Genomic DNA, 23,674 nt, shown 5'->3' with positions numbered 1-23,674 from the left:
TGGGCTCAGGTGCGATTGATGGAAACGCCGCCGTCGGCAAACAGCGCCGTACCTGTGGTGAAGCTCGACGCATCCGATGCCAGAAAAAGCGCCGAATGGGCAATTTCTTCGGGCTGTGCCACACGCTTCAGGGCGTGAAGGCCTTCGACGAAGATGCGGGATTCGGGCGTCTTGAAGGTCGCGGCCGGGGTGTCGGTGCCGCCCGGCAGCAATGCGTTGACGCGCACGCCCTTCGGGCCGAATTCGGCCGCCAGTGCCCGCATCAGGCCGATCTGTCCGGCCTTGCTGGCTGCGTAGGATGCCATTCCCGGCATGCCGACAGTGTGGCCGACGAAGCTCGAGGTGAAGATCAGCGAGCCGCCGCCGCGCTTCAGCATGGCGGGGATCTGATATTTCGACGCCAGGAAAGCGCTGGTCAGGTTGGTGTCGATGACGTCGCGCCATTCGTCCTGTGTCAACTCACTGATTGGCCCCATTACGCCAACCGTGCCGGCATTGTTGAAGGCGATGTCCAATCCACCGAATCGCTCTTGCGCAATGTCGACCAGCGCTTTTGCATAGGCCTCATCCTTTACGTCACCGGCGAGCGCGACGGCTTGACCTCCATCGTTGACAATTTCAGCCACCAGTTCATCGAGTTCCGCCTGCCTTCTTGCCGCAACAACGACTTTGGCGCCCTGCGCGGCGAACAGCGTGGCGGTGGCGCGACCGATACCGGAACTGGCGCCGGTGACGATGGCGGCCTTGTTGGCGAGTGTGGGGTTGGCGAGTGTAGACATGACGATTCCTTTTTGAGGGGCGGCGGTCTTGCCGGCAGGGATCGCAAGTGGCAATTTGGCTGTCTCGTCACCACCCGATACGTGCGAAGCACGGCGACGTGCACCCGCGATGCCTGCGCAAAGCGGCAATGGCCGTCGCAAACAGTGCAAGACTGGCAGGCGCGTTTCGCTAGTGATACACATCGCGCGGCCGGCGGGACGAAGGGCGGCCGTCACAAGCGAGATTCTGGCGAGGCAGGACAACGTGAAGAAATATTCGGTATTCGCCATCGCCCGCGAGGCCATGCGCGGCCACAAGGGCTGGGAGGCGCAATGGCGTTCGCCCGAGCCGAAGAAAGAGTACGACGTCATCATCGTCGGCGCCGGCGGGCATGGGCTGGGCACGGCCTATTATCTGGCCAAGGAACACGGCATCACCAACATTGCCGTTCTGGAAAAGGGCTGGCTCGGCGGCGGCAATACAGGCCGCAACACCACCATCATCCGCTCCAATTATCTCTATGACGAATCGGCCGGCATCTACGACCACGCGTTGAAACTGTGGGACGGACTCAGCCAGGACCTCAACTACAACGTCATGTATTCGCCGCGTGGCGTGATGATGCTGGCGCACAACATCCATGACGTGCAGGTGTTCAAGCGCCATATCCATGCCAACCGGCTGAACGGCGTGGATAATGAATGGCTGACGCCGGAGCAGGCCAAGGCCTATTGCCCGCCGCTCAACATCGCCGCCCATGCGCGCTATCCTGTAATGGGCGCCGCCTTGCAGCGGCGCGGCGGCACGGCGCGGCACGACGCGGTTGCCTGGGGTTATGCGCGGGCGGCCTCGGCGCGCGGCGTGGACATCATCCAGAATTGCGAGGTTACCGGCATCAAGCGCGCGGCCAACGGCGCCGTCACCGGCGTGGAAACATCGAAGGGGTTCATCGGCGCCAAGAAGGTCGGCGTGGTCGCCTCCGGCCATTCCTCCGTGCTGATGAACATGGCCGGCGTGCGCATGCCGCTGGAAAGCTATCCCTTGCAGGCGCTTGTCTCGGAGCCGGTCAAGCCGGTGGTGCCATGCGTGGTCATGTCGAACACGGTGCACGCCTATATCTCGCAGTCGGACAAGGGCGAACTGGTGATCGGGGCGGGCACCGACCAGTATATTTCCTATTCGCAGACCGGCGGGCTGCACATTCTGGAACATACGCTCGATGCGATCTGCGAGATGTTCCCGATTTTCACGCGCATGAAGATGCTGCGTTCATGGGGCGGCATTGTCGATGTCACGCCGGACCGCTCGCCGATCCTGGCCAAGACGCCGGTGAAGGGCCTTTACGTCAATTGCGGCTGGGGCACCGGCGGCTTCAAGGCGACACCCGGCTCGGCCGATGTCTTTGCCCATACCATCGCGCGCGACGAGCCGCACAAGATCAACGCGCCGTTCACGCTGGAGCGATTCCGCACCGGCCGGCTGATCGACGAGGCGGCGGCCGCCGCCGTCGCGCACTGAGGAAAAGCCGATGCTTTTGATCCGCTGTCCCTATTGCGAGGAAGAGCGCCCGGAACTCGAATTCCGCAATGCCGGCGAGGCGCATGTCGCGCGCCCGGCCGACATCGCCGCGATCAGCGACGAGGATTTCGAGGCCTTCTTCTTCATCCGCTCGAACCCCAAGGGCATCATCTATGAGCGCTGGCGCCACATTCACGGCTGCGCGCGCTTCTTTAACGCGGTGCGCGACACGGTGAGCGACAAGTTCGTCATGACCTACAAGGCCGGTGAGCCGAAGCCGAAGAAGCTGCCGGGAGTTGCAAAGTAATGGCCGATTCCTTCCGCATTTCCGGCGCCGGCCGTTTCAGCCATGCCAAGACCGCGCGCTTCACCTTCGACGACAAGCCCTATTCCGGCATCGAGGGCGACACGCTGGCCTCGGCACTGCTCGCCAATGGCGTGCATCTGGTCGGCCGGTCGTTCAAATATCACCGCCCGCGCGGCATCCTGTCCGCCGGCGCGGAGGAGCCGAACGCGCTGGTCGGCATCCATCGCGATGCGGCGCGCAAGACGCCGAATGTGCGCGCCACGGTGCAGGAGCTTTATGACGGGCTGACGGCGGTTTCGCAAAATCGCTGGCCGTCGCTTTCCTTCGATGTGGGCGCGGTCAACGACGTTGCCTCGCCGTTCTTTTCCGCCGGTTTCTATTACAAGACCTTCATGTGGCCGAAGGCGGCGTGGAAATCGCTCTATGAGCCGAAGATTCGTGAGGCGGCAGGGCTTGGCGTTTCACCCGACCAGCCCGATCCGGATCACTATTCCGCCCGCTTCGCCCATTGCGAGGTGCTGGTGCTGGGCGGCGGCGCCGCCGGGCTTGCGGCAGCACTTGCGGCGGCCGAAAGCGGCGTGCGGGTGATCCTCGTCGATGAGCAGGCGGAACTCGGCGGGGCGCTGCGCTTTGAAAGTGCCGCCCGGATCGAAGGACAGGATGGCTGGACCTGGGCGCAGGGGATCGCGGCGCGGCTGAAGGCGATGCCGAATGTGCGCGTGCTGACCCGCACGACCGCGTTCGGATATTACGCGCAGAATTTCGTCGGGCTGACGGAGCGTGTCACCGACCATCTTTCCAGCCCCGGCATGGATCAGCCGCGTGAGCGGCTGTGGCAGGTTCGCGCCAGGCGCGTCGTTCTCGCCACCGGCGCCATCGAGCGGCATATGGTGTTTGCCGACAATGACCGGCCTGGCATCATGCTGGCGTCGGCGGCGCGCACCTATCTCAACCATTACGGCGTCGCGGTCGGCAGGAATGTCGGCGTCTATACCGCCAACGACTCCGCCTATGCGGCGGCGCTCGACCTCAAGAAAGCCGGCGTCAATGTCGCGGCGATCGTCGACCTGCGCGACAACCCCTCCGGCGACCTGATCGACCAGACGCGCGCGGCCGGCATCGAGATCCATGGCGGCCGCGCGGTGGTGAGCGTCGGCGGCAAGCTGCGCATTTCCTCCATGACCGTGCAGCCGCGCACCGGCGGCAAGAACCAGCGCACGATTCCCGTCGATGCGCTGTTGATGTCGGCCGGCTGGACGCCTTCGGTGCATCTGTTTTCGCAGTCGCGTGGCAAGGTCGCCTTCAACGAGCAGGTCAAGCGCTTCCTGCCCGGCACCTATGCGCAGGATTGCATTTCCATCGGCGGCTGCAACGGCACCGACGAGCTTTCGACCTGCATGGACGAAGCCTATGCGGCCGGCCTGAAGGCGGCGAAGGACGCGGGCGGCAAGACGGCGAAGGCGGCCAAGCCCAAGGTCGAGGCCGACGAGGTCTGGTCGCGCGGCATGCTGGGCGCGGCGCCGGGCGCCGAGGCGGGCACCACCGTCAAGGCGTTTGTCGATTTCCAGAACGACGTCACCGCCAAGGACATCCGTCAGGCCGTGCATGAGGGCATGCGTTCGATCGAGCACGTCAAACGTTTCACCACCAACGGCATGGCGACCGACCAGGGCAAGACGTCCAACATGCACGGGCTGGCCATCGCGGCGGACGAGCTTTCCAGGGCGATCCCCGAAGTCGGGCTGACCACGTTCCGCGCGCCCTATACGCCGGTGACTTTCGGTTCGATCGTCGGCCACGCGCGCGGCAGTTTGTTCGATCCGACGCGCCGCACCGCCATGCACGACTGGGCGGAAAGGAACGGTGCTGCCTTCGAGGATGTCGGCCAGTGGAAGCGCGCCTGGTATTTCCCGCGTGCCGGAGAGGACATGCACGCCGCCGTCAACCGCGAATGCGTGACAGTGCGCAAGACAGCCGGCCTGTTCGACGCCTCGACGCTCGGCAAGATCGAGGTTGTCGGGCCGGACGCCGCCGCCTTCATGGAATTGCTCTATACCAATCCATGGCAGAAGCTCGATCCCGGCCGCTGCCGCTACGGGCTGATGCTGCGCGAGGACGGCTTCATCTATGACGACGGCGTGGTTGGCCGGCTGGCGGCAGACCGCTTCCATGTGACGACCACCACCGGCGGTGCCGCACGCGTCATGAACCATATGGAGGATTATCTCCAGACGGAGTTCCCGCATCTCAAGGTATGGCTGACCTCGACCTCCGAGCAATGGGCGGTGATTGCCGTTCAGGGCCCGAAGAGCCGCGACATCATTGCGCCGCTGGTCGAGGGCATCGACATTTCCGATGCGGCCATGCCGCATATGTCGGTGCGCGAAGGCAAAATCTGCGGCGTGCCGACCCGGCTGTTCCGCATGTCGTTTTCCGGCGAGCGTGGTTTCGAGGTCAATGTGCCGGCCGATTACGGCGAGACTGTCTGGGAGGCGCTTTGGGCCGAGGGGCAGAAGCATGGCGCCTGTGCCTATGGCACCGAGGCCATGCACATTCTGCGCGCCGAGAAGGGCTACATCATCGTCGGCCAGGACACCGACGGCACGGTGACGGTCAACGATGCCGGCATCGACTGGGCGATCGGCAGGAAGAAGACCGATTTCGTCGGCATTCGCGGCATGAAGCGGCCCGATCTCGTGGCTCCGGGGCGCAAGCAACTCGTCGGGCTCAAGACCAAGGATCCGAAAGTCGTTCTGGAGGAGGGCGCGCAGATCGTCGCCGATCCCAACCAGCCGGTGCCGATGACGATGATCGGTCATGTCACGTCGAGCTATTGGTCGGAAAATTGTGGTCGTTCCATCGCGCTGGCGCTGGTTGCCGGGGGACGCGACCGCATGGGCGAGACGCTCCATGTGCCGATGCCCGACCGCACCATCGAGGTGGAAGTGACCGGCACCGTGTTCTTCGACGAGAAGGGGGAGCACCTCAATGGTTAAGGGTAGTCAGGGGGTTAAGAGCGTTCAAGGAGCTAAAAACGTTCAGAGAACCAAACGCGTTCAGGCGGCGAAAAAAGAGGCGCAAACTGGCGATGCGGTCACCGTCGAGCGACGCGAGGCGTTGGCCGGCCGCGTCTTTTCTGCCGCCGGGGTGACGGTTACGCCGTTGCCGCCAGCCGAGCGCGTTTCGCTGCGCGCGCCGGAAGACTCGGTCGCGGCGCTGTCCAGGGCGCTTGGAGTGACCTTGCCGGCAAAGCCGAAAACCTCCGCCGCCAAGGCGGGCCGCCTGGCGTTCTGGCTTGGGCCGGATGAATGGATGGTGATCGACGAAGGCGGCAAGGATCCGTTGGCGGATTGCGCCAGGGTCAAGGCGCTGCATTCCGCGGTCGGCATTTCGCACCGCAACGTCGCGATCGCCGTCACCGGGCCGGCCTGCGAGGCAACCGTGAGCGCGGGCTGCCCGCAGGATCTGTCGCTCGCGGTGTTCCCGGTCGGCGCTGTGTCGCGCACAGTGCTTGGCAAGGCCGAGATCGTGCTTTACCGTGCGGCAGAAGACAGCTTCCGTATCGAGTGCTGGCGGTCCTTCTCGGATTATGTCTTTACGTTTCTCAGCGAGGCCGCGCGCGACGCCGCGGCTTGAACGGAGCCGACGGAACCTTCTTCTTTCTGTGTCGTTCCAAGCTGGCAGATACCAGGAGATGCGTCATGTCCGGTTCGCCGAAATCCCCGCAGGGCAAAGGGCACGAAAAATCCGGGGCCGTGCGCTCGTTGGAGCGATCGCGCCGCGCCGCGCTGGATGAGGAGGAGCTGGAAGAAGGGCTGGACGACACCTTCCCTGCCAGCGACCCGGTGTCGATCACCGGATCGAGCATTCCCGGCGCACCGTATCAGCCGGGTCATCCCAAGAACGTTCCCGGCAAGAAAAAGCGCCAGTCGTAGGTTTGCGGGCTTCGGCGAAAGGCCGCTCGCACCTCGGCATGAAAGAAGTTCGCGCCCGCCCACAGGGTGAGCCTCGAAGGGCGCACCCAATGCAGGGATCGGAATTGGGAACCGTCGGTATTACGCGTTCCGCGTTTCGGGATCGACGAAGGTGAGGGTGAGCCAGCGCGCGCTCAGCACCGGCTTGCGCACGCCTTCGGCTTCGATGGTCACGTCATGCGTCGCCTGCACCCAGCCGGACGGGCGCGCCTTGACCTCGCTCAGCATGAAACGGGCGCGGATGCGCGAACCGGTCTTGACCGGCGCCAGGAACCGGATTTGCTCGAAGCCGTGATTGACGCCCATCTTGCCGCCTTCCAGCGGCGGCAATGTCTCGAAGGTCATGGCAGAGAGCAATGACAGCAGCAGGAAGCCATGCGCGATCGTGCCGCCAAAGGGCGTTTCTCTCGCTGCCCGCTCCGGATCGCAGTGGATGAACTGGTGATCGTCGGTGGCATCGGCGAACTGGTCCACCATGGTCTGCGTGACCACGCGCCAGGGCGACACGCCAACCTCCTTGCCGACATTGGCCAGAAGAGTATCCAGACTGATCGGTTCCACCCGGTGGTCTCCACGCTGTCGGCCATCGTCGCCGGATCGCTTTTCCGCCGGTTGCAGGCCGGCACGGTCCGCACACATAGAGCCTTGTGCCGGCAATGTCACCGGGTGAAGCGCGTGTGCCGGAAGCTGGCGGCGCTGGTCGTTTTCGCGTCGAGCCGGCCGGCTACTCCGCCGGCTCGACATTGACATAGGCGGCTTCTTCCAACTCGCGTCTGAGACGTGCCTCCTCATGCGCTTTCGGCGTGATGAAACGGCCGAGCAGGAGATAGGCAACCGGGGTGAGGAAAAGGGTCGAGACGGTCGCAAGGCCGAGCCCACCGACGATGACCCAGCCGAGCGCAATGCGGGCCTCGGCGCCGGCGCCGCTGGCCAGTACCAGCGGCAAGCCGCCGAGTACGGTGCAGATCATGGTCATCATCACCGGACGCAGGCGGATATTGGCCGCTTCCTCGATGGCTTCTCGAACAGCCATTCCGCGATCGCGCAACTGATTGGCGAATTCGACGATGAGAATGCCGTTCTTGGCCATGACGCCGACCAGAAGAACGAGCCCGATCTGGCTGTAGGCGTTGAGGCTGGTTCCGGTGAGGATCAGCGCGATGATGGCGCAGGCAAGTCCCAGCGGCACGGTGGCCATGATGATGATGGCGGAGACGAAGCTTTCGAATTGCGCCGCCAGCACCAGCAGGATGATGACAAGCGCGAAGCCGAAAATGGTGATCATGCCGCTGTTGGTTTCGCCGAGCGTCGCTGCCTCGGCCAGCGGCAGCAGTCGAACGCCAGGGGTGAGAACGGGGGCCGCGAGCTCTTCGGTGTGTTCGAGCGCGTCGCCAAGCGCGAAATCGCTGCGCAGATTGGTGGTGATTGCCACCGATGGCTGCTGCTGCTCGCGTGTCAGCGAGGGCGGCACTGCCTTTTCCTTGAGCGTGGCGATGGTGGACATCGGCACGAAACGCTCGTCGGCGGTCTTGAGGAACAGGTTCTCCAGATCGGTCGGGTCGTTGATCGGGTTGGTGGTGGAGACCAGCTTCACGTCATAGCTGCGGTCGGCGATATAGACGTCGCCGACCTTGTTGCCGTCGAGCATGGCCTGCATGGTATCGGCCAGGCCGGTGATGTCGATGCCAAGGTCGGAGGCGCGGGTACGGTCGATCTCGACGGCAAGCTGCGGCTGCGTCGGGTCCACCGAAAGGCGCGGATTCTGGAAGCGCGGATCCTTCTGCATCTCGTCGATGATGGTATTGGCGGCCTTGCTCAAGGCTTGCCGGTCATTGCCGACGAGGGCGAATTGCAGGCCGTTGCCCGCGCCCCTGATGCCGAGGCTGTTCGGCTGAACGGGGTAGATGCGGATGGCCGGGATCTGTCTGCCGAGGTCGCTGATCTCGGCCATGATCTGCTGCTGGCTGCGCGTGCGCTCCTCCCACGGCGCCAGCGTCATAACCATGAAGCCGGCATTATAGGCACCGCGCGAACCGGCGAACTCGAACGTGCTCTGGATTTCGCCGGAATCGCGCATCGGCTGGATCAGTTTCTCGATCTTGCGCATCTGCTCGGCGGTGTATTCGAGGCTGACGCCCTGCGGCGCGTTGATGCGCAGGAGAACGACGGAGCGGTCCTCGGTCGGCGTCAACTCCTGGCGAATGGTACCGAACAGGGAAAATGCAACGCCGGCGAACAATGCCGCGGCCAAAATCACCAGCCACGGCGCGCCAAGGCAGGCGTGCAGGCAGCGGCGATAGAGGCCGGAAAGGGCCGAGCCGATCTTACCGCCAATGCCGCTTTGGCCTTCATGATGAAGGGCGGCGTTGGAGAGCATGCGCGAGGCGAGCATGGGGCACAGGGTCAGCGCGACGACGCTGGACAAGAACACGGCAATCGCCAGAACGAAGCCGAATTCGCGAAACAGGCCGCCAGCCTGGCCGGGCAGGAAGGAGATCGGCACGAACACCGCGACCAGCGTGGCGGTGGTGGCGATGACGGCGAAGAACACTTCCTGCGTGCCGAGCACGGCGGCGGCGCGGGGGCCTAGACCCTCGTTACGCCGGCGCACGATGTTTTCCAGCACCACGATGGCGTCATCGACGACCAGGCCGGTGGCCAGCACCAGCGCCAAAAGCGTGAGGATGTTGATCGAGAAACCGGCGAGATAGATGGCGGCGATGGTGCCGATCAGGGCGACCGGCATGGAAAAGCCGGGGATCAGCGTGGCACGCCAGTCGAGCAGGAAGATGTAGATGATGATCAGCACGATCGAGACCGAAAGAACCAGTGCGATCTCGACCTCGTGCACGGCGCCGTTGACGAACACCGCGTCGTCGCTGGTGACCTTGATGTGCATGCCTTTCGGCAGGTTCTGCTGGAGCTTGGCGACGGTTGCACGGACGCCTTCGGAGATGTCGAGCGTGTTGGATTCGGCCTGGCGGATGATGCCGATGCCGATGCCGTTCTTGCCGTCGGAACGCAATGTGGTCTGGCCGATGTCGGGGCCGAGCGTGACATTGGCGACGTCACGGATATGGGTGTTGCCGCCGATGACGATGTCTTCGAACTGTTCCGGCGTCGTCACGTCGGCGGTGGTGCGCACGACAAGGCTCTGGTCGGTGGTGGTGATCGATCCGGACGGCGAATCGAAGGCGATGGAGGAGAGTGCGCCACGCAGATCCGCCACCGTATAGCCGAGGCTGGCGAGTTTCGCCTGATCGACATCGATGCGGAAGATCTTGTCGCGGTCACCATAGACCTGCACGTCTGCCACACCCGGCACCGCGGCCAGCGTGTCCTCGACCTGATCCTGCACGATCACCGTCATGTCCTGGATCGACATATTGTCGGCGGTGATGGCGAGCCGCATCACCGCGTCGGCGTTGGCGTCTGCCTTGACGATGCGTGCCGGATCGGCTTCGTCCGGCATCTGGTCGGCGATGCGCCCGACCGCGTCGCGCACGTCGGAAGCGGCGACGTTGAGGTCGACGCCGTCGTTGAATTCGATGGTGACGCGGCTGCGTCCGAACGACGAGGTGGAGGAAATCTGCTTGACGCCGGAGACGCGGGCGACGGCATCCTCGATGGTCTTGGTCAGTTCGCGGTCGACGGTTTCGGCCGCCGCGCCCTCGAAATCGGTGGTGACGGAGATCACCGCGCGATCGACGTCGGGCAATTCGCGCACCTCGACGCCATAGAATGCGGCGAGACCGGCAACCGCGATCAGCGTGTTGAGGACGAAAGCCAGCACGGGCCTGCGGATGAACAGGGCGGTGAAGCTGTTTTCGTTGCTCTTCGGTGTCTCGCTCATCGGGCGGCGGCGTCCGCTCAGGCGCCGTTCACGGCCGGGGCCGTGTTGCCGGCAATGCGGACCGCGCTGCCCTCACGAATGCTTTGCACCCCCTCGGTCACGACCGTATCGCCTTCGTCGATCGGTCCATCGACGAGAACGCTGTCGCTGTTGCGCTGAATGACGCGCACTGCGACCTTTTTCGCCTTGCCGTCCTTGACGGCCCAGATGAACGCGCCGTCCGTGCCCCATTGCAGTGCCAGCGGGCTGATCGAGGGATAGGTGTCGCCGGGAAAGGCCATGGTGACGTTGAAGGCCATGCCGGCGCGCAGCGAATCAGCGGGATTGTCGATGGTCGCCTGGACCCAGAGCGTGCGGCTCTTGTCGTCGATGCGGTTATCGATGGCCGAGACCGTGCCCTGATAGAGATGCTTCGGATTGGCAAGCAGCGTTGCGGTGATGGCGTCGCCGATCTTGACTGAGGCCGCGAAGCGTTCGGGCACCCAGAAATCGACCAGTATGCTGGAACGGTCGTCCACCGTGGCGATCGAGGTCTGGCTGGTGACGTAGTTGCCGGCCTCGATGGGCAGGATGCCGACGATGCCGGAAATCGGCGTGGTGACGGAACGGCGATCAAGCGCCACCTCCGCTTCATGCACGGAAAGCTCGGCGGTGCGCAGGGAAAGTTCGGCGTCGGTCAATTGCACCTGCGAGGCCGTATTGGACGAACGCAGCGCCTTCATGCGTTCCACCTTGGCGAGCGCGTCGTCGCGAGTTGCCTTGGCGCGTTCGAGCGCGATCTGTTCGGTTTCCGAATCGAGCCTGGCGATGACCTCGCCGGCTTTGACATGCGCGCCCGACTGCACGAGGAAGGCGACGAGCCGCCCGGAACCATAGGGATTGACGGCCACGGTCGCCTTGGCGCGGCCTGTGCCGATCGCCTGCAATTTGTCGTTGATCGTGGCGCTCGCCACCCTGGCGGCCACCACCAGCGTCTGCGGGGTCTCGATGCCGGCGCTTCCACTGCTTCTGGCGATGGATCCGGTTTCGGCCTTCGGGATGGCCGCATGCGCCCAATCAATGCCCCAACGGTCGAGAATCTCCGGTGCGCCGGGGAAGAAGCGCACCCAGGCAGCCGCCGCGACCACGAGGACGACGAGACAAACGGCAATCTGTTTCCAGGCGGCCATAGGCCCTCCGGTTGGCAATCAAAGAGCGCGCCGGCCGGTTCGTGAATTTCCGGCGGCCGCAACATCATAGCGCAAAACGCGATATGCAGCGTCGACTATTGCGGCTATATGGCAATTCTCCCGCCGCGGCGCACATTAATTATGCGTAAGGTTGGATGTTAGCGTAAGCCTTCGATCTCACGGATGCGCTGCGCGCCCGTGGCTTCCAGTCTTCCGGTCACTGCGCCGATCACGGTTTCGACCACGGCGAACAGTGCGGCGGACGAATCCCAGGCGGAGGGGACCGCCGTGCGCCCGGCAATGACGTGGCGGGCGACGCGGGCGATCGGCGACAACCATTGGTCGGTGAACAGCACGATCTGCACGCCGCGCTGATGCGCCTTCTCGGCGAAACGCACAAGGCTGTCCTGATAGCGGCGGATGTCGAAGATGACCAACACGTCGCGCTTGCCCATGTCGATCAGCCGGTCGCGCCAGATGCTTTCCTGCCCGGCAAGGTGGAAGACATTGGGCCGCAGGATGGCCAGATGAGCCGCGAGATAGCGGGCCAGCGGATCGGTGAAGCGCCCGCCGACCAGATACATATGGCCGCGGCGCTCGGCGAGCCGCGCGGCGACCTCATCGATCTGGCGCTGCGGCAGATGGCGGAAGGTCTGGCGCATATTGTCCAGCATGGCCTCGACCAGCGGCGAGGCCGCATCGCCCGAAGGAACCGAAGGCCCCAGTGCGCGCGAGGCCGGCGACTGCACCTGCGCTGCCAGTTCTTCCTGCAAGGCCGACTGGAATTCGGGATAGTTCTGGAAACCGAGGCGGGCGACGAAGCGCAGGATCGTGGGCGAGGAGACGCCGGCGGCGGCCGAAAATTCGGCGACCGTCCTCAGCCCGATCAGCGGATAGTGGGAAACCAGCGTATGCGCGGCGCGCCGTTCTCCGGCCGGCATCACGTCGATGCGGTCGGCGATCAGTTCGGCGATGCTGGAAATCATCTTCCCCACCTTTCGCGCCATTTGGGATGGCATTTTGGAAAACCGGTTTGACAAAATCGGAGAAAGTGTATGAAATCATTCATAAGGATGCAATGATGCATAATCCGTAACGTACGATACGCATCATCGGCATATCCCTGGGAGCGACGGGATGGGAACGGCTCGGCAGGCCAGTCTTGCTTCACCGGACCCCGTGAGGGTCACGAACCCTGGCGGATCAAGCCCGTTCGTCTTCACCTGCGACCATGCTTCAAATTATTTGCCCGACGAACTCGGCACGCTCGGGCTGCGTGGTGTGGCGCTTTCGAGCCACATCGCATGGGACCCCGGCGCTTTGCCGGTGGCGCGCCAGTTGGCGGCCGCGCTCGACGCGACATTGGTGGAAAGCTGCATCTCGCGACTCGCCATCGACTGCAATCGGCCGCTCGACGCGCCCGATCTGGTGCCGCCGGTCAGCGAGACGACGGGTATCCCCGGCAACGAGAATCTTTCGGCTGCCGCGCGCGAGGCGCGAATTGCGTTGTCGTGGCAGCCCTTTCACGCCGCGCTCGACACTGTCGTTCAGGAGCGTCTTGCGCGTGACGTCGAAACCTTGATGGTTTCGATCCATTCCTTCACGCCGGTCTACAAGGGCGGGCACCGACCCTGGCATATCGGCATTATCCATGACGACGACACGAGGCTTGCCGCCCCGTTGATTGCCGCGCTCAGGCGGCTGGAGGCGGTGGTCGTCGGCGTCAATGAACCTTATTCGCCCGCCGACCGCGTCTATTTCACGCTGGAGCGGCATGCGCGTTCGCGCGGCCTTGCCTGCGCGATGATCGAGATCCGCAACGACGAGATCGCCGACAAGGCCGCCCAGGGAATGTGGGCCGAACGGCTTGCGGATATCTTTCGGACACTGTCGCCGGCACGGCTTGCAAAGCCACCGCCACGATGAAGCGCCCTGGAGGAGGGCCGGACTGAAAGATCAATTCATTGACGACAAGGAGGATAGATTCATGGCGGCGCGCGACTATACCGATCAAGACAAGAGCGAGGACGTCAAGGTCCTGCATTCGATGGGCTATGCCCAGGAACTCGAACGGCGGCTCAGCCGATTCTCGAACTTTGCCGTTTCCTTCTCGATCATCTGCATCCTGTCCGGCGGCATCAATTCGCTGGCGCAGGCGACGTCGGGGGCGGGCGGCATCGGCGTCGGCGTCGGCTGGCTGGTCGGCTGCTTCGTGTCGCTGGTGTTTGCCGTTGCCATGTCGCAGATTTCCTCCGCCTACCCCACGGCGGGCGGGCTTTATCACTGGGGCTCGATCCTCGGCAATCGCGGCACCGGTTGGGTGACGGCCTGGCTCAACCTGCTCGGGCTGATCACCGTCCTGGGCGCCATCAATGTCGGCACCTGGACATTTTTCATGGGCGCGTTCGGCCCGACACTGGGCATCGAGGGCACACTGACCGACCAGATGATCTTCCTGATCATCATCACCGGCGGCCAGGCGCTCATCAATCATCTCGGCATCAAGCTGACCGCCAGGCTGACCGATTTCTCCGGCTATCTGATCTTCTTCGGCGCCATCCTGATCGCGGTGGTGTGTCTGGCATCGGCGGAAAGCTGGGATGTCTCGCGCCTGTTCACCTTCCACAACTATTCCGGCGAAGCCGGCGGCAATGTGTGGCCCTCGGTGTCGAATGCCTGGGTGTTCGCACTCGGCCTGTTGCTGCCGATCTACACGATCACCGGCTATGACGCCTCGGCGCATACTTCTGAAGAAACGATCAAGGCGGCAAGCTCGGTGCCGCGCGCAATGGTCATGTCGGTGGTCTGGTCGGCTCTGTTCGGCTATCTCTTCCTGGCCTCCTTCGTGCTGATGATCCCGAACATGGACGAAGCCGCCAAGCAGGGCTGGAACGTGTTCTTCTGGGCCTTCGACCAGCGCGTCAATCCGGTGGTCAAGGAGATCGTCTATCTGGTGGTGTTCGTCGCGCAGCTTCTGTGCGGCCTGGCAACCGTCACATCGGCCTCGCGCATGATCTTCGCCTTCGCCCGCGACGGCGGCCTGCCGGCTTCGAAGGCGTTGTCCAAGGTCAGCCCGACCTATCGCACGCCCGTCGCCGCCATCTGGACAGGCGCCACGCTTGCGGTGCTGTTCGTGTGGGGGTCGTCGGTGGTCTCGGTTGCCGGCACTTCGGCTTACACCATCGTGGTGTCGTGCACGGTGATCTTCCTGTTCATCTCCTTCACCTTCCCGATCACGCTTGGCCTGCTCGCCTGGGGCACGCCGAAATGGGACAAGATGGGGCCATGGAACATGGGGCGCGGCGTGTTCACGATCTTCGCCGTGCTTTCGATCCTGTCGATGATCCTGATCTTCGTCATCGGCGTCCAGCCGCCGAACGACTGGGCGCTCTACATCACCGTCGGCTTCTTTATCCTGACGGCTATCGTCTGGTTCGCCTTCGAGCGGAACCGCTTCCAAGGTCCGCCGATCGGCGAGATCGTAGCGGCGCGGCAGGCGGCGATCAAGGCGGCCGAGCAGGCGGTCGGCGAAAGCCACTAGGTTCATCCATGGCCGCGGCCGGCCCCATGCCGGCCGCGGCCTCTCTGTTTTCAAGCATTTTCACTTATTCATGCAGGAGCGTCCGCAAATGGCCGGCAATCTCTCGTTCGATCAATTGAAGAAGGCGGTCTCGGCTGACGAGATCGATACCGTGCTGGCCTGCGCGGTGGACATGCAGGGGCGCCTGATCGGCAAGCGGTTTCTGGCGCGGTTTTTCGTCGATTCCGCGCATGACGAAACCCATGGCTGCAATTACCTGCTTGCCAACGACATCGATATGGAACCGGTGCCCGGCTACAAGGCGGCAAGCTGGGACAAGGGCTATGGCGATTTCGTCATGAAGCCGGACCTGTCCACGCTGCGACCCATTCCATGGCTGGAAAAGACCGCGCTCTGCCTGGTCGATGTGCTCGACCATCATGATCACGCCGACCTGCCACATTCGCCACGGGCCATCCTGAAGAAGCAGGTGGCCCGGCTGAAGGAGCGCGGCTATCTCGCCTATTTCGCCTCCGAACTGGAATTCTATCTTTTCTCCGAGACCTATGAGACGGCGCGCGCCAAGCATTGGCAGGGTCTGGATACCGCCTCGCCCTATATTGGCGATTACCTTATCGGCATCACCACCAAGGAAGAAGACGTGATGCGGCGCATCCGCAACGATATGGAAGCCGCAGGCGTGCCGATCGAGAACTCCAAGGGCGAATGGGGGCCGGGCCAGGAAGAGATCAATGTGCGTTATGCCGAGGCGCTGGAGATGGCCGACCGGCACGTCATCCTGAAAAATGGCTGCAAGGAGATCGCGGCTGCCGAAGGCAAGTCAATTTCCTTCATGGCCAAGTACAATTACGACCTTGCCGGCAATTCCAGCCATATCCACAATTCGTTGTGGAGCGCCGATGGCAAGACGCCGCTGTTCTACGACAAGGACGCGGAATGGACACTGTCCGCGCTCGGCCGGCAATGGGCGGCCGGACAGCTCAAATATGCCAAGGACTTCACCTGGTTCCTGGCGCCCTATATCAACTCCTACAAGCGTTTCCAGGCCGGCACCTTCGCGCCGACCAAGATCATGTGGAGCGAGGATAACCGCACCGCCGGCTTCCGGCTTTGCGGCGAGGGCACCAAGGGGATTCGCATGGAGTGCCGCATCGGCGGCGCCGATTTGAACCCGTATCTTGCCTTCGCGGCGCTGATCGCGGCGGGCCTGGCCGGCATCGACGAGAAGCTGGAATTGCAGAAGCCGTTCGTCGGCGACGCCTACCAATCGGCCCGACTGCCGGAAATCCCCAAGACGCTGCGCGATGCCACCGAGACGATGGCGAAATCGAAAATGCTGAAGGCGGCCCTCGGCGAGGATGTCGTCGCGCACTATGTCCACAATGCGCACTGGGAGCAGTTCGAATATGACCGCCGCATCACCGATTGGGAACTGCACAGAGGGTTCGAAAGGTATTGATTCGAGGAATGTTGTGCGTGCTTCGAGACGGCGGCTTCACCGCCTCCTCGGCATGAGGACCGTTGTATATCGAGCTACGAAAAGCGATGCCGAGCAACTCACCTTCCTCATCCTGAGGTGCGACCTGAGCTTGTCGAAGGAGCGAGCCTCGAAGGAGGCACTAGCTATGGAACTTCGGAGAAAAAATTGGAAACGGTAAAACTCAAATCCCCTATCGACGGCTCGATCTATGCCGAGCGGCCGATTGCCGATGACAGGGCGATCAATGCCGCCGTCGAGCGCGCGCGGGCCGCTCAGGTGCAGTGGGCGCAGACCTCGATCGCCGAACGCGGCAAAACCATGCTGGCCATGCTGGAGGCGCTTGTCACCATGAACGACGAGATCGTGCCGGAGATCGCTTGGCAGATGGGCCGGCCGGTGCGCTATGGCGGCGAGTCCGGTGGGGTGAGGGAACGCACGCAATATATGGTCGAGATTGCCGAGAAGGCGTTGGCGCCGGTGCCGGCCTCCATTCCGAAAGACGGCTTCCGCCGCTATGTGAAGAAGGAGCCGCTCGGTGTCGTCATGGTGATCGCGCCGTGGAACTATCCGTATCTGACGGCGGTCAACACCATCGTGCCGGCGCTGATGGCGGGGTCGACGGTCATTCTCAAGCATGCGGCACAGACGCTGCTCGTCGGCGAGCGTTTCGCGCAGGCTTTCGAGAAGGCCGGGCTGCCGAAGGGCGTGTTCCAGAACATCGTGCTCGACCATGCAAGGACCGAAAAGCTGCTCGGCTCCGGCAAGATCGATCATGTCAACTTCACCGGTTCGGTGGCGGGCGGACGCGCCATCGAAAAGGCGGCGGCCGGCACCTTCATGACGCTGGGGTTGGAACTTGGCGGCAAGGATCCGGCCTATGTGCTGTCGGACGCCAAGCTCGACCATGCCATTTCCAATCTGGTCGACGGTGCTTTTTTCAATTCCGGCCAATGCTGCTGCGGTATCGAGCGCGTCTATGTGCATGAGAAGGTCTATGACGATTTCGTTTCCGGCTTCATTGCCGAGACGAAGAATTATGTCGTCGGCAACCCGCTGGAGCAGGCGACGACGATGGGGCCTATGGCGCAGGCACGCTTTGCCGACCTGATCCGCGAGCAGAAGGCCGAAGCGCTGCGCAAGGGAGCCAGCGCCCACATAAACATGAGGGTGGAAGGCGATAAGGCCGGTTCACCCTACCTGGCGCCCGAAGTGCTGACCAATGTTGACCATCAGATGTCGGTCATGCGCGAGGAAAGTTTCGGGCCGATCGTCGGCATCATGAAGGTGTGCAATGACGAGGAAGCCATTGCGTTGATGAACGATTCTCCTTACGGGCTGACCGCTTCGATCTGGACCACCGACACCGATCATGCGGTGGCCATCGGCGACCGCGTGGAGACCGGTACCGTCTTCATGAACCGCTGCGATTATCTCGATCCGGCTCTGGTGTGGACCGGCGTGAAGGACACCGGCAAGGGCGCGGGCCTGAGCCAGATCGGCTACGACAATCTGACCCGGCCGAAAAGCTACCACCTGCGCGAAACCATCTGACTTTTCGAAAGCAAGAAAATGACCGACCTCGTCTCCAAATGGAATTACCCGACCACTGTCCGCTTCGGCGCCGGCCGCATCAAGGAACTGCCGGACGTGCTGGAGGCGGTGGGTATCAAGAATCCGCTTTTCGTCACCGATCCGGGGCTGGCGAAGCTGCCCGTCGTGGCTTCGACGCTGAAGATCCTCGACGATGCCGGCGTGCCGCATGGCGTCTTTTCCGACGTCAAGCCGAACCCGGTGGAGTCCAATCTTACCGCGGGCATCGAGGTATTCAAGAAGGGCGGGCATGACGGCGTCATCGCTTTCGGCGGCGGCTCGGCGCTGGACCTTGGCAAGCTGATCGCCTTCCAGGCCGGCCAGACACGCCCGGTCTGGGATTTCGAGGATGTCGGCGACTGGTGGACGCGCGCCGACGCCGGCGCCATCGTTCCCATCATCGCTGTGCCGACGACGGCCGGCACCGGCTCGGAAGTCGGCCGCGCCGGCGTCATCACGCATGAGGCGAGCCACACCAAGAAGGTCATCTTCCACCCGAAGATGCTGCCGGAGATCGTTATCGCCGACCCGGAACTGACGGTCGGTATGCCGCCCTTCATCACTGCCGGCACCGGCATGGATGCGTTGGCGCATTGTCTGGAGGCCTATTGCGCACCGGGCTATCATCCGATGGCCGACGGCATCGCGGTGGAAGGCATCCGTCTGGTGTTCGAGAACCTTCCCAAGGCTTATCGCGACGGCAACGATCTGGTCGCCCGCGCGCATATGATGAGCGCCGCTGCCATGGGCGCGACCGCCTTCCAGAAGGGGCTCGGCGCCATTCATTCGCTGTCGCACCCGATCGGCGCGCTCTACGACACGCATCACGGCATGACCAATGCGGTGTTCATGCCCTATGTGCTCGCCTTCAACCGTGAGGCGATCGAGGCGCGGATCGTGCGGCTTGCCGCTTATTGCGGCATTGCCGGGGGCTTTGAAGGCTTCGTCAGGGCGGTCGACAAGCTGCGCGCGGATCTGAACGTGCCGCACACGCTGCCCGGTCTCATCAAGGGGCTGGAGATGGATGCGGCTCGCAAGGGCCTGATCGCCGATATGGCGATCGTCGATCCGACCGCCAGCGGCAACCCGATCAAGCTGACGAGGGCAGCGGCGCTCTCGCTCCTGGAGAGCGCCATGTCGGGAGCGGCGTAGAGAATCGCGCGATAAGTTTCACATCGTTGCGATTATCATAAGAATAGATAGGGAACGAAACTGACAGCACTGGACACGAAAATAATTTAGCCGGAGAATGATCGCCTGCCCGCGTGCGGGTGGGCGATAAAAGACGATACTTTCGAGCATACTGGGTGCGGGCGGCCCGGCTTCATCGGACTGTCATGAAACGTGGATACCGCATCGCAGGCGCCACGGCGTCAGTCAAACGGGAGAACACAATGTCTGGATTTACACGGTCTGAATTCGGGGGCTTCAAACTTGCGGGCAAGATCCTGTCGCTAACAGCCGCCGCCCTGATGGCAAGCTCGGCCTTCGCTTCGGCCGAATCCATGGACGATCTGATTGCCGCCGCCAAGAAGGAGGGCCAACTCACCACCATCGCGTTGCCGCACGACTGGTGCGGCTATGGCGACCTGATCGAGGGGTTCAAGAAGAAATACGGCATCCAGGTCAACGAACTCAATCCGATGGCCGGCTCGGGCGACGAGATCGAGGCCATCAAGGCCAACAAGGACAACAAGGGGCCGCAGGCGCCGGACGTGATCGATGTGGGCCTGTCCTTCGGCCCATCGGCCAAGGCGGAAGGGCTTCTGATGCCTTACAAGGTGTCGACATGGGACGAGATTCCCGACAGCGCCAAGGACGCCGACGGCCACTGGTATGGCGATTATTACGGTGTGCTCGCCTTCGGCACCAACAAGAGCGTGATCGACAAGGCGCCGACCGACTGGTCCGACCTGACGAGCGACACCTACAAGAATGCCGTTGCGCTGGCCGGTGATCCGCGCACGGCCAACAATGCGGTCATGGCTGTCTATGCCGCCGGTATCGCCGCCGGCGCCACGGGTGGCAAGGATGCCGCTGAAAAGGGGCTGGAATTCTTCAAGAAGCTCAATGACGAGGGCAATTTCGTGCCCGTCGATGCCGAGGCAGCACCTGTCGCACAGGGCACCACGCCGGTGGCGCTCAACTGGGATTACAACCTCCTGTCGATGCGCGATTCGATGAAGGGCAATCCTGAAATCGAGGTCACGGTGCCGAAGAGCGGCGTCGTGGCCGGCGTCTATATCCAGGCGATCAGCGCCTATGCGCCGCACCCCAACGCCGCCAAGCTGTGGATGGAATATCTCTATTCCGACGAGGGGCAGATCGGCTGGCTGAAAGGCTACTGCCACCCGATCCGCTTCAACGCCATGAGCAAGGCGGGCAAGATCCCGCAGGAGGTTCTGGACAAGCTGCCGGCGGCCGAAAACTACGCCAATGCCGTTTTCCCGTCGCTCGAAGACCAGACCGCCGCCAAGACGATCATAGCGGAAAAGTGGGATTCGATGGTCGGCGCCAATGTCAAATGACAAGGACGTCGCCGGCCTGCCCGGCGATGCACCTGCCCGGACTTCGTTCCGGGCAGGCTCGGGTTGGCGGCGCGGTGCCGCCAACGTCCTTTCAGCGGTAACGTCCGCCAGCGCGCTCGGCGTGGCGCCATTCCTGCTTTTCGCGCTCGTGTTCCTGATCCTGCCGACGCTGCGGCTGGTCAGCGATGCGTTCTTCGACGTGCAGGGCAATTTCACGCTTCAGAATTTCGTGCTTCTGGCGCAGCCCAATATCGTCGGCGCCTATGTCGTTTCAATCCAGATTTCTGCGGCATCCGCCGCCATCGGCGCGTTTCTGGGCCTGCTGATCGCGCTTTCGGTCGGCCGGGGAGGCCTGCCCGGCTGGGTGCGCTCCACCGCGATGACGTTTTCGGGCGTCGCCTCGAATTTCGCCGGCATTCCGCTGGCCTTCGCCTTTCTGGCGTCGCTTGGCCGGCTCGGCCTGCTCACCCTCATCCTGCGCGACGTGTTCGGCTTCGACATCTATCGTGCCGGCTTCAACCTGCTCAGCTTCTGGGGGCTGACGCTGACCTATCTCTATTTCCAGACCCCGCTGATGGTGCTCATCATCATGCCCGCCATCGACGGCTTGCGCAACGAATGGCGCGAGGCGGCCGAGACGCTCGGGGCGAGCAACTGGCAGTTCTGGCGCTATATCGGCCTGCCGATCCTGTGGCCGAACATTCTCGGCACTCTGGCGCTGCTTTTCGCCAATTCCTTCGGTGCGATCGCCACGGCCTATGCGCTGACGGGCTCCTATCTCAACATCGTGCCGGTCCTGCTCTATGCGCAGATTCGCGGCGACGTCCTGCATAACGCCAATCTGGGCGCGGCTCTGGCACTCGGCATGATCGCCATTACCGGCCTTGCCAACATTATCTACCTGATCGTGCGCGCCCGCGCGGAAAAGTGGTTGAAATGAAGCGCTCACGCTTTCTTCCCTGGCTCGGCTTCCTGCTCGGCGCGGCTTATTTCCTGCTGCCGCTGATCGCGACGGTCGAGTTTTCGATGCGCATCAAGCGCGAGGCCTACAGCTTCGGCGCCTATGCCAATGTGCTGGCCGATCCCGCCTTCCGGCAAACCTTCACCTATTCGGCGACGGTCGCGCTGTTCACCATCGTCATTGGCACGGTGCTCGTCGTGCCGGCCGCCTATTTCGTGCGGCTCAAGCTGCCGGCGCTGCGGCCGTTCCTGGAATTCATAACGCTGCTGCCGCTGGTCATCCCGCCGATCATCCTGGTGTTCGGCTATATCCGCATGTTCAATTCCTCCTCCTTGCTGCCGCTGACCAGCACGGCCCAAGGCACGAACGTGCTGCTGACATTCGGCTATGTCACCCTGTCGCTGCCCTATATGTACCGGGCCGTGGATACGGGCTTGCGCGCCATCGATGTGCAGACGCTGACCGAGGCCGCGACGATCCTCGGTGCCGGCACGCCCACTATCCTGATGCGGGTGATCTTCCCGAATATCCTGATCGCGGTGCTGTCGGGGGCCTTCCTGTCCTTCGCCATCGTCATCGGCGAGTTCGTCATGGCGAGCCTGCTCAACCGGCCGGCCTTTGGCCCCTACATGCAGATCATCGGCACCAACAAGGCCTATGAGCCCGCCGCGCTGGCGATCATTGCCTTCATCATCACATGGGGATCGATGGGCATGATCCAGTTGCTGGCCCGCTTCGCGCCGAAGACCACCGTGCACGCCGACTGATCCTGGAAGGAGCGAATGGAAAAGACATTTCTCCAGCTTGAAGGTCTGGGCAAGGCGTTCGGCAAGAACACCGTGGTCGACGACGTCAACCTGTCCATCGGGCAGGGCGAGTTCGTTTCCTTCCTCGGGCCGTCGGGCTGCGGCAAGACCACGGTGCTGAGGATGATCGCCGGCTTCGAGACCCCGACCACCGGGCGGATCGTCGTCAATGGCAGGGACGTCACCAGCCTGCGGCCCAACCAGCGCAAGATCGGCATGGTGTTCCAAGCCTATGCGCTGTTCCCCAATATGAGCGTGGCGGCCAATATCGGCTTCGGGCTCAGGGTTGGCGGCGTTGCCAAGGACGAGGCGCGTGAGCGGATCGGGGAGATGCTGACGCTTATCGGGCTTTCGGGCTTCGAAAAGCGTTATCCGTATCAGCTTTCGGGTGGCCAGCAGCAGCGCGTGGCACTGGCACGGGCATTGGCCGCGCGCCCGGCGATGCTTTTGCTCGATGAACCGCTGTCGGCTCTCGATGCAAAGATCCGGCTGTCGCTGCGCGAGGAAATCCGCGCCATTCAAAAGAAACTCGATATCACCACCATCTTCGTCACCCACGATCAGGAGGAGGCGCTGTCCATGTCGGATCGCGTGGTGGTGATGCGTGACGGCCATGCCGAGCAGATCGGTACGCCGTTCGAGATCTATAATCGCCCCGCGACGCGTTTCGTCGCCAATTTCGTCGGCACGCTCAATGTTCTGGAAGGAACGGTCAGCGACGCCGCAACCGGCAAGGTCCGGTTGGGGGCTGGCGAGGTGGTGCTCAAGGACGGACTCGACGGTGCGCGCAATGGCGATGCGCTGGCGCTGGCGCTGCGGCCGGAGGCAATCGCGCTCGGCCCGCGCGTCGGCAATGACGGGCGGCTGACGGGCGAGATCATGGACGTCCACTTCCTCGGCTCGGTTATCCGCGTGCGTGTCGGTCTCGGCAAGGAAGTGGTGTCGCTCGACACGTTCAACAATTCCACGACACCGCCGCCGAAGGTCGGCGACAAGGCCGAGATCAGTTTTTCATGCGCTGATCTGCTGGTGTTGAACTGAGCGAGCGGTTTTGCTTCATGCCTGTGATGGCCGGAGGTGCGTGCTTCGAGACGCCGGCGTGGCCGGCTCCTCAGCATGAGGAAGGTTTGTGTGACGATGCCTCAAAGCAATGACACGGGCGCTACATCAGCCCTCATGGTGAGGTGC

The 23,674-nt window shown here is 63.1% G+C and carries 19 protein-coding genes; 14 read left to right on the top strand and 5 right to left on the bottom strand.

Annotation, left to right across the window (positions count from 1 at the left end):
- Positions 1-5: 5 nt before the first annotated feature.
- Positions 6-779, bottom strand: a complete 774-nt coding sequence (locus tag BFN67_RS07880; protein ID WP_080919080.1) for an SDR family oxidoreductase — start codon at positions 777-779, stop codon at positions 6-8.
- A 244-nt stretch (positions 780-1,023) separates the two neighbouring features.
- On the opposite strand from BFN67_RS07880, the gene BFN67_RS07875 reads away from it, so the two are divergent.
- The 5 genes from BFN67_RS07875 to BFN67_RS07855 all read left to right on the top strand — a co-directional run bounded on the left by BFN67_RS07875 (position 1,024) and on the right by BFN67_RS07855 (position 6,519).
- The gene (locus BFN67_RS07875) at positions 1,024-2,277 is read left to right on the top strand and encodes a sarcosine oxidase subunit beta (RefSeq protein ID WP_080919165.1); all 1,254 of its coding nucleotides are present in this window, start codon (positions 1,024-1,026) and stop codon (positions 2,275-2,277) included.
- 10 nt (positions 2,278-2,287) lie between these two features.
- On the top strand, positions 2,288-2,584 hold the full coding sequence (locus BFN67_RS07870; protein WP_080919079.1) for a sarcosine oxidase subunit delta: 297 nt from the start codon (positions 2,288-2,290) through the stop codon (positions 2,582-2,584).
- Positions 2,584-5,580 (top strand): sarcosine oxidase subunit alpha, encoded by a 2,997-nt coding sequence (locus tag BFN67_RS07865; RefSeq protein WP_080919078.1) that lies wholly within the window; start codon positions 2,584-2,586, stop codon positions 5,578-5,580. Before BFN67_RS07870 ends, BFN67_RS07865 begins: the two co-directional genes overlap by 1 nt.
- Positions 5,573-6,220: a sarcosine oxidase subunit gamma gene (locus BFN67_RS07860; RefSeq protein ID WP_080919077.1), complete on the top strand. Its 648-nt coding sequence runs from the start codon at positions 5,573-5,575 to the stop codon at positions 6,218-6,220. The genes BFN67_RS07865 and BFN67_RS07860 overlap by 8 nt, the downstream gene beginning before the upstream one ends.
- Before the next feature lie 65 nt (positions 6,221-6,285).
- Positions 6,286-6,519, top strand: a complete 234-nt coding sequence (locus BFN67_RS07855) for a hypothetical protein (RefSeq protein ID WP_080919076.1) — start codon at positions 6,286-6,288, stop codon at positions 6,517-6,519.
- 120 nt (positions 6,520-6,639) lie between these two features.
- Here BFN67_RS07855 and BFN67_RS07850 read toward each other — a convergent pair whose 3' ends face one another.
- The 4 genes from BFN67_RS07850 to BFN67_RS07835 form a co-directional block, all read right to left on the bottom strand.
- A complete protein-coding gene (locus BFN67_RS07850; protein WP_080919164.1) occupies positions 6,640-7,119 on the bottom strand; it encodes a MaoC family dehydratase in 480 nt (159 codons plus the stop codon).
- Positions 7,120-7,282: 163 nt separating this feature from the next.
- A complete protein-coding gene (locus BFN67_RS07845) occupies positions 7,283-10,411 on the bottom strand; it encodes an efflux RND transporter permease subunit (protein WP_080919075.1) in 3,129 nt (1,042 codons plus the stop codon).
- A 17-nt stretch (positions 10,412-10,428) separates the two neighbouring features.
- Positions 10,429-11,580 (bottom strand): efflux RND transporter periplasmic adaptor subunit, encoded by a 1,152-nt coding sequence (locus tag BFN67_RS07840; protein ID WP_080919074.1) that lies wholly within the window; start codon positions 11,578-11,580, stop codon positions 10,429-10,431.
- A 158-nt stretch (positions 11,581-11,738) separates the two neighbouring features.
- Positions 11,739-12,566 carry a MurR/RpiR family transcriptional regulator gene (locus BFN67_RS07835; protein ID WP_080919163.1) on the bottom strand — a complete coding sequence of 276 codons (828 nt, stop codon included), beginning with the start codon at positions 12,564-12,566 and terminating at the stop codon, positions 11,739-11,741.
- A gap of 151 nt (positions 12,567-12,717) precedes the next feature.
- Between BFN67_RS07835 and BFN67_RS07830 the strand changes: the two genes are divergently transcribed.
- The 9 genes from BFN67_RS07830 to BFN67_RS07790 all read left to right on the top strand — a co-directional run bounded on the left by BFN67_RS07830 (position 12,718) and on the right by BFN67_RS07790 (position 23,527).
- Entirely contained in the window at positions 12,718-13,506 is a 789-nt protein-coding gene (locus BFN67_RS07830) for an N-formylglutamate amidohydrolase (protein WP_080919073.1), read from the top strand.
- 61 nt (positions 13,507-13,567) lie between these two features.
- The gene (locus BFN67_RS07825; protein ID WP_080919072.1) at positions 13,568-15,121 is read left to right on the top strand and encodes an amino acid permease; all 1,554 of its coding nucleotides are present in this window, start codon (positions 13,568-13,570) and stop codon (positions 15,119-15,121) included.
- Positions 15,122-15,209: 88 nt separating this feature from the next.
- Complete coding sequence (locus BFN67_RS07820; protein ID WP_080919162.1) at positions 15,210-16,580, top strand: glutamine synthetase family protein; 1,371 nt, start codon at positions 15,210-15,212, stop codon at positions 16,578-16,580.
- Between the two features lie 186 nt (positions 16,581-16,766).
- Entirely contained in the window at positions 16,767-18,152 is a 1,386-nt protein-coding gene (locus BFN67_RS07815; RefSeq protein WP_080919071.1) for an aldehyde dehydrogenase family protein, read from the top strand.
- An 18-nt stretch (positions 18,153-18,170) separates the two neighbouring features.
- The gene (locus BFN67_RS07810; RefSeq protein WP_080919070.1) at positions 18,171-19,343 is read left to right on the top strand and encodes an iron-containing alcohol dehydrogenase; all 1,173 of its coding nucleotides are present in this window, start codon (positions 18,171-18,173) and stop codon (positions 19,341-19,343) included.
- A 242-nt stretch (positions 19,344-19,585) separates the two neighbouring features.
- Positions 19,586-20,719 carry an ABC transporter substrate-binding protein gene (locus BFN67_RS07805; protein ID WP_080919161.1) on the top strand — a complete coding sequence of 378 codons (1,134 nt, stop codon included), beginning with the start codon at positions 19,586-19,588 and terminating at the stop codon, positions 20,717-20,719.
- Positions 20,709-21,659 carry an ABC transporter permease gene (locus BFN67_RS07800; protein WP_139789082.1) on the top strand — a complete coding sequence of 317 codons (951 nt, stop codon included), beginning with the start codon at positions 20,709-20,711 and terminating at the stop codon, positions 21,657-21,659. The genes BFN67_RS07805 and BFN67_RS07800 overlap by 11 nt, the downstream gene beginning before the upstream one ends.
- Positions 21,656-22,447: an ABC transporter permease gene (locus BFN67_RS07795; RefSeq protein ID WP_080919069.1), complete on the top strand. Its 792-nt coding sequence runs from the start codon at positions 21,656-21,658 to the stop codon at positions 22,445-22,447. Before BFN67_RS07800 ends, BFN67_RS07795 begins: the two co-directional genes overlap by 4 nt.
- 15 nt (positions 22,448-22,462) lie before the next feature.
- Entirely contained in the window at positions 22,463-23,527 is a 1,065-nt protein-coding gene (locus BFN67_RS07790) for an ABC transporter ATP-binding protein (protein ID WP_080919068.1), read from the top strand.
- Positions 23,528-23,674 lie beyond the last annotated feature (147 nt).

The organism is Manganibacter manganicus (assembly GCF_002075885.1).
GTDB lineage: Bacteria > Pseudomonadota > Alphaproteobacteria > Rhizobiales > Rhizobiaceae > Mesorhizobium > Mesorhizobium manganicum.
The sequence above is the reverse complement of the archived record's forward strand: the minus strand, read 5'-3'. Positions and strand labels throughout refer to the sequence as shown.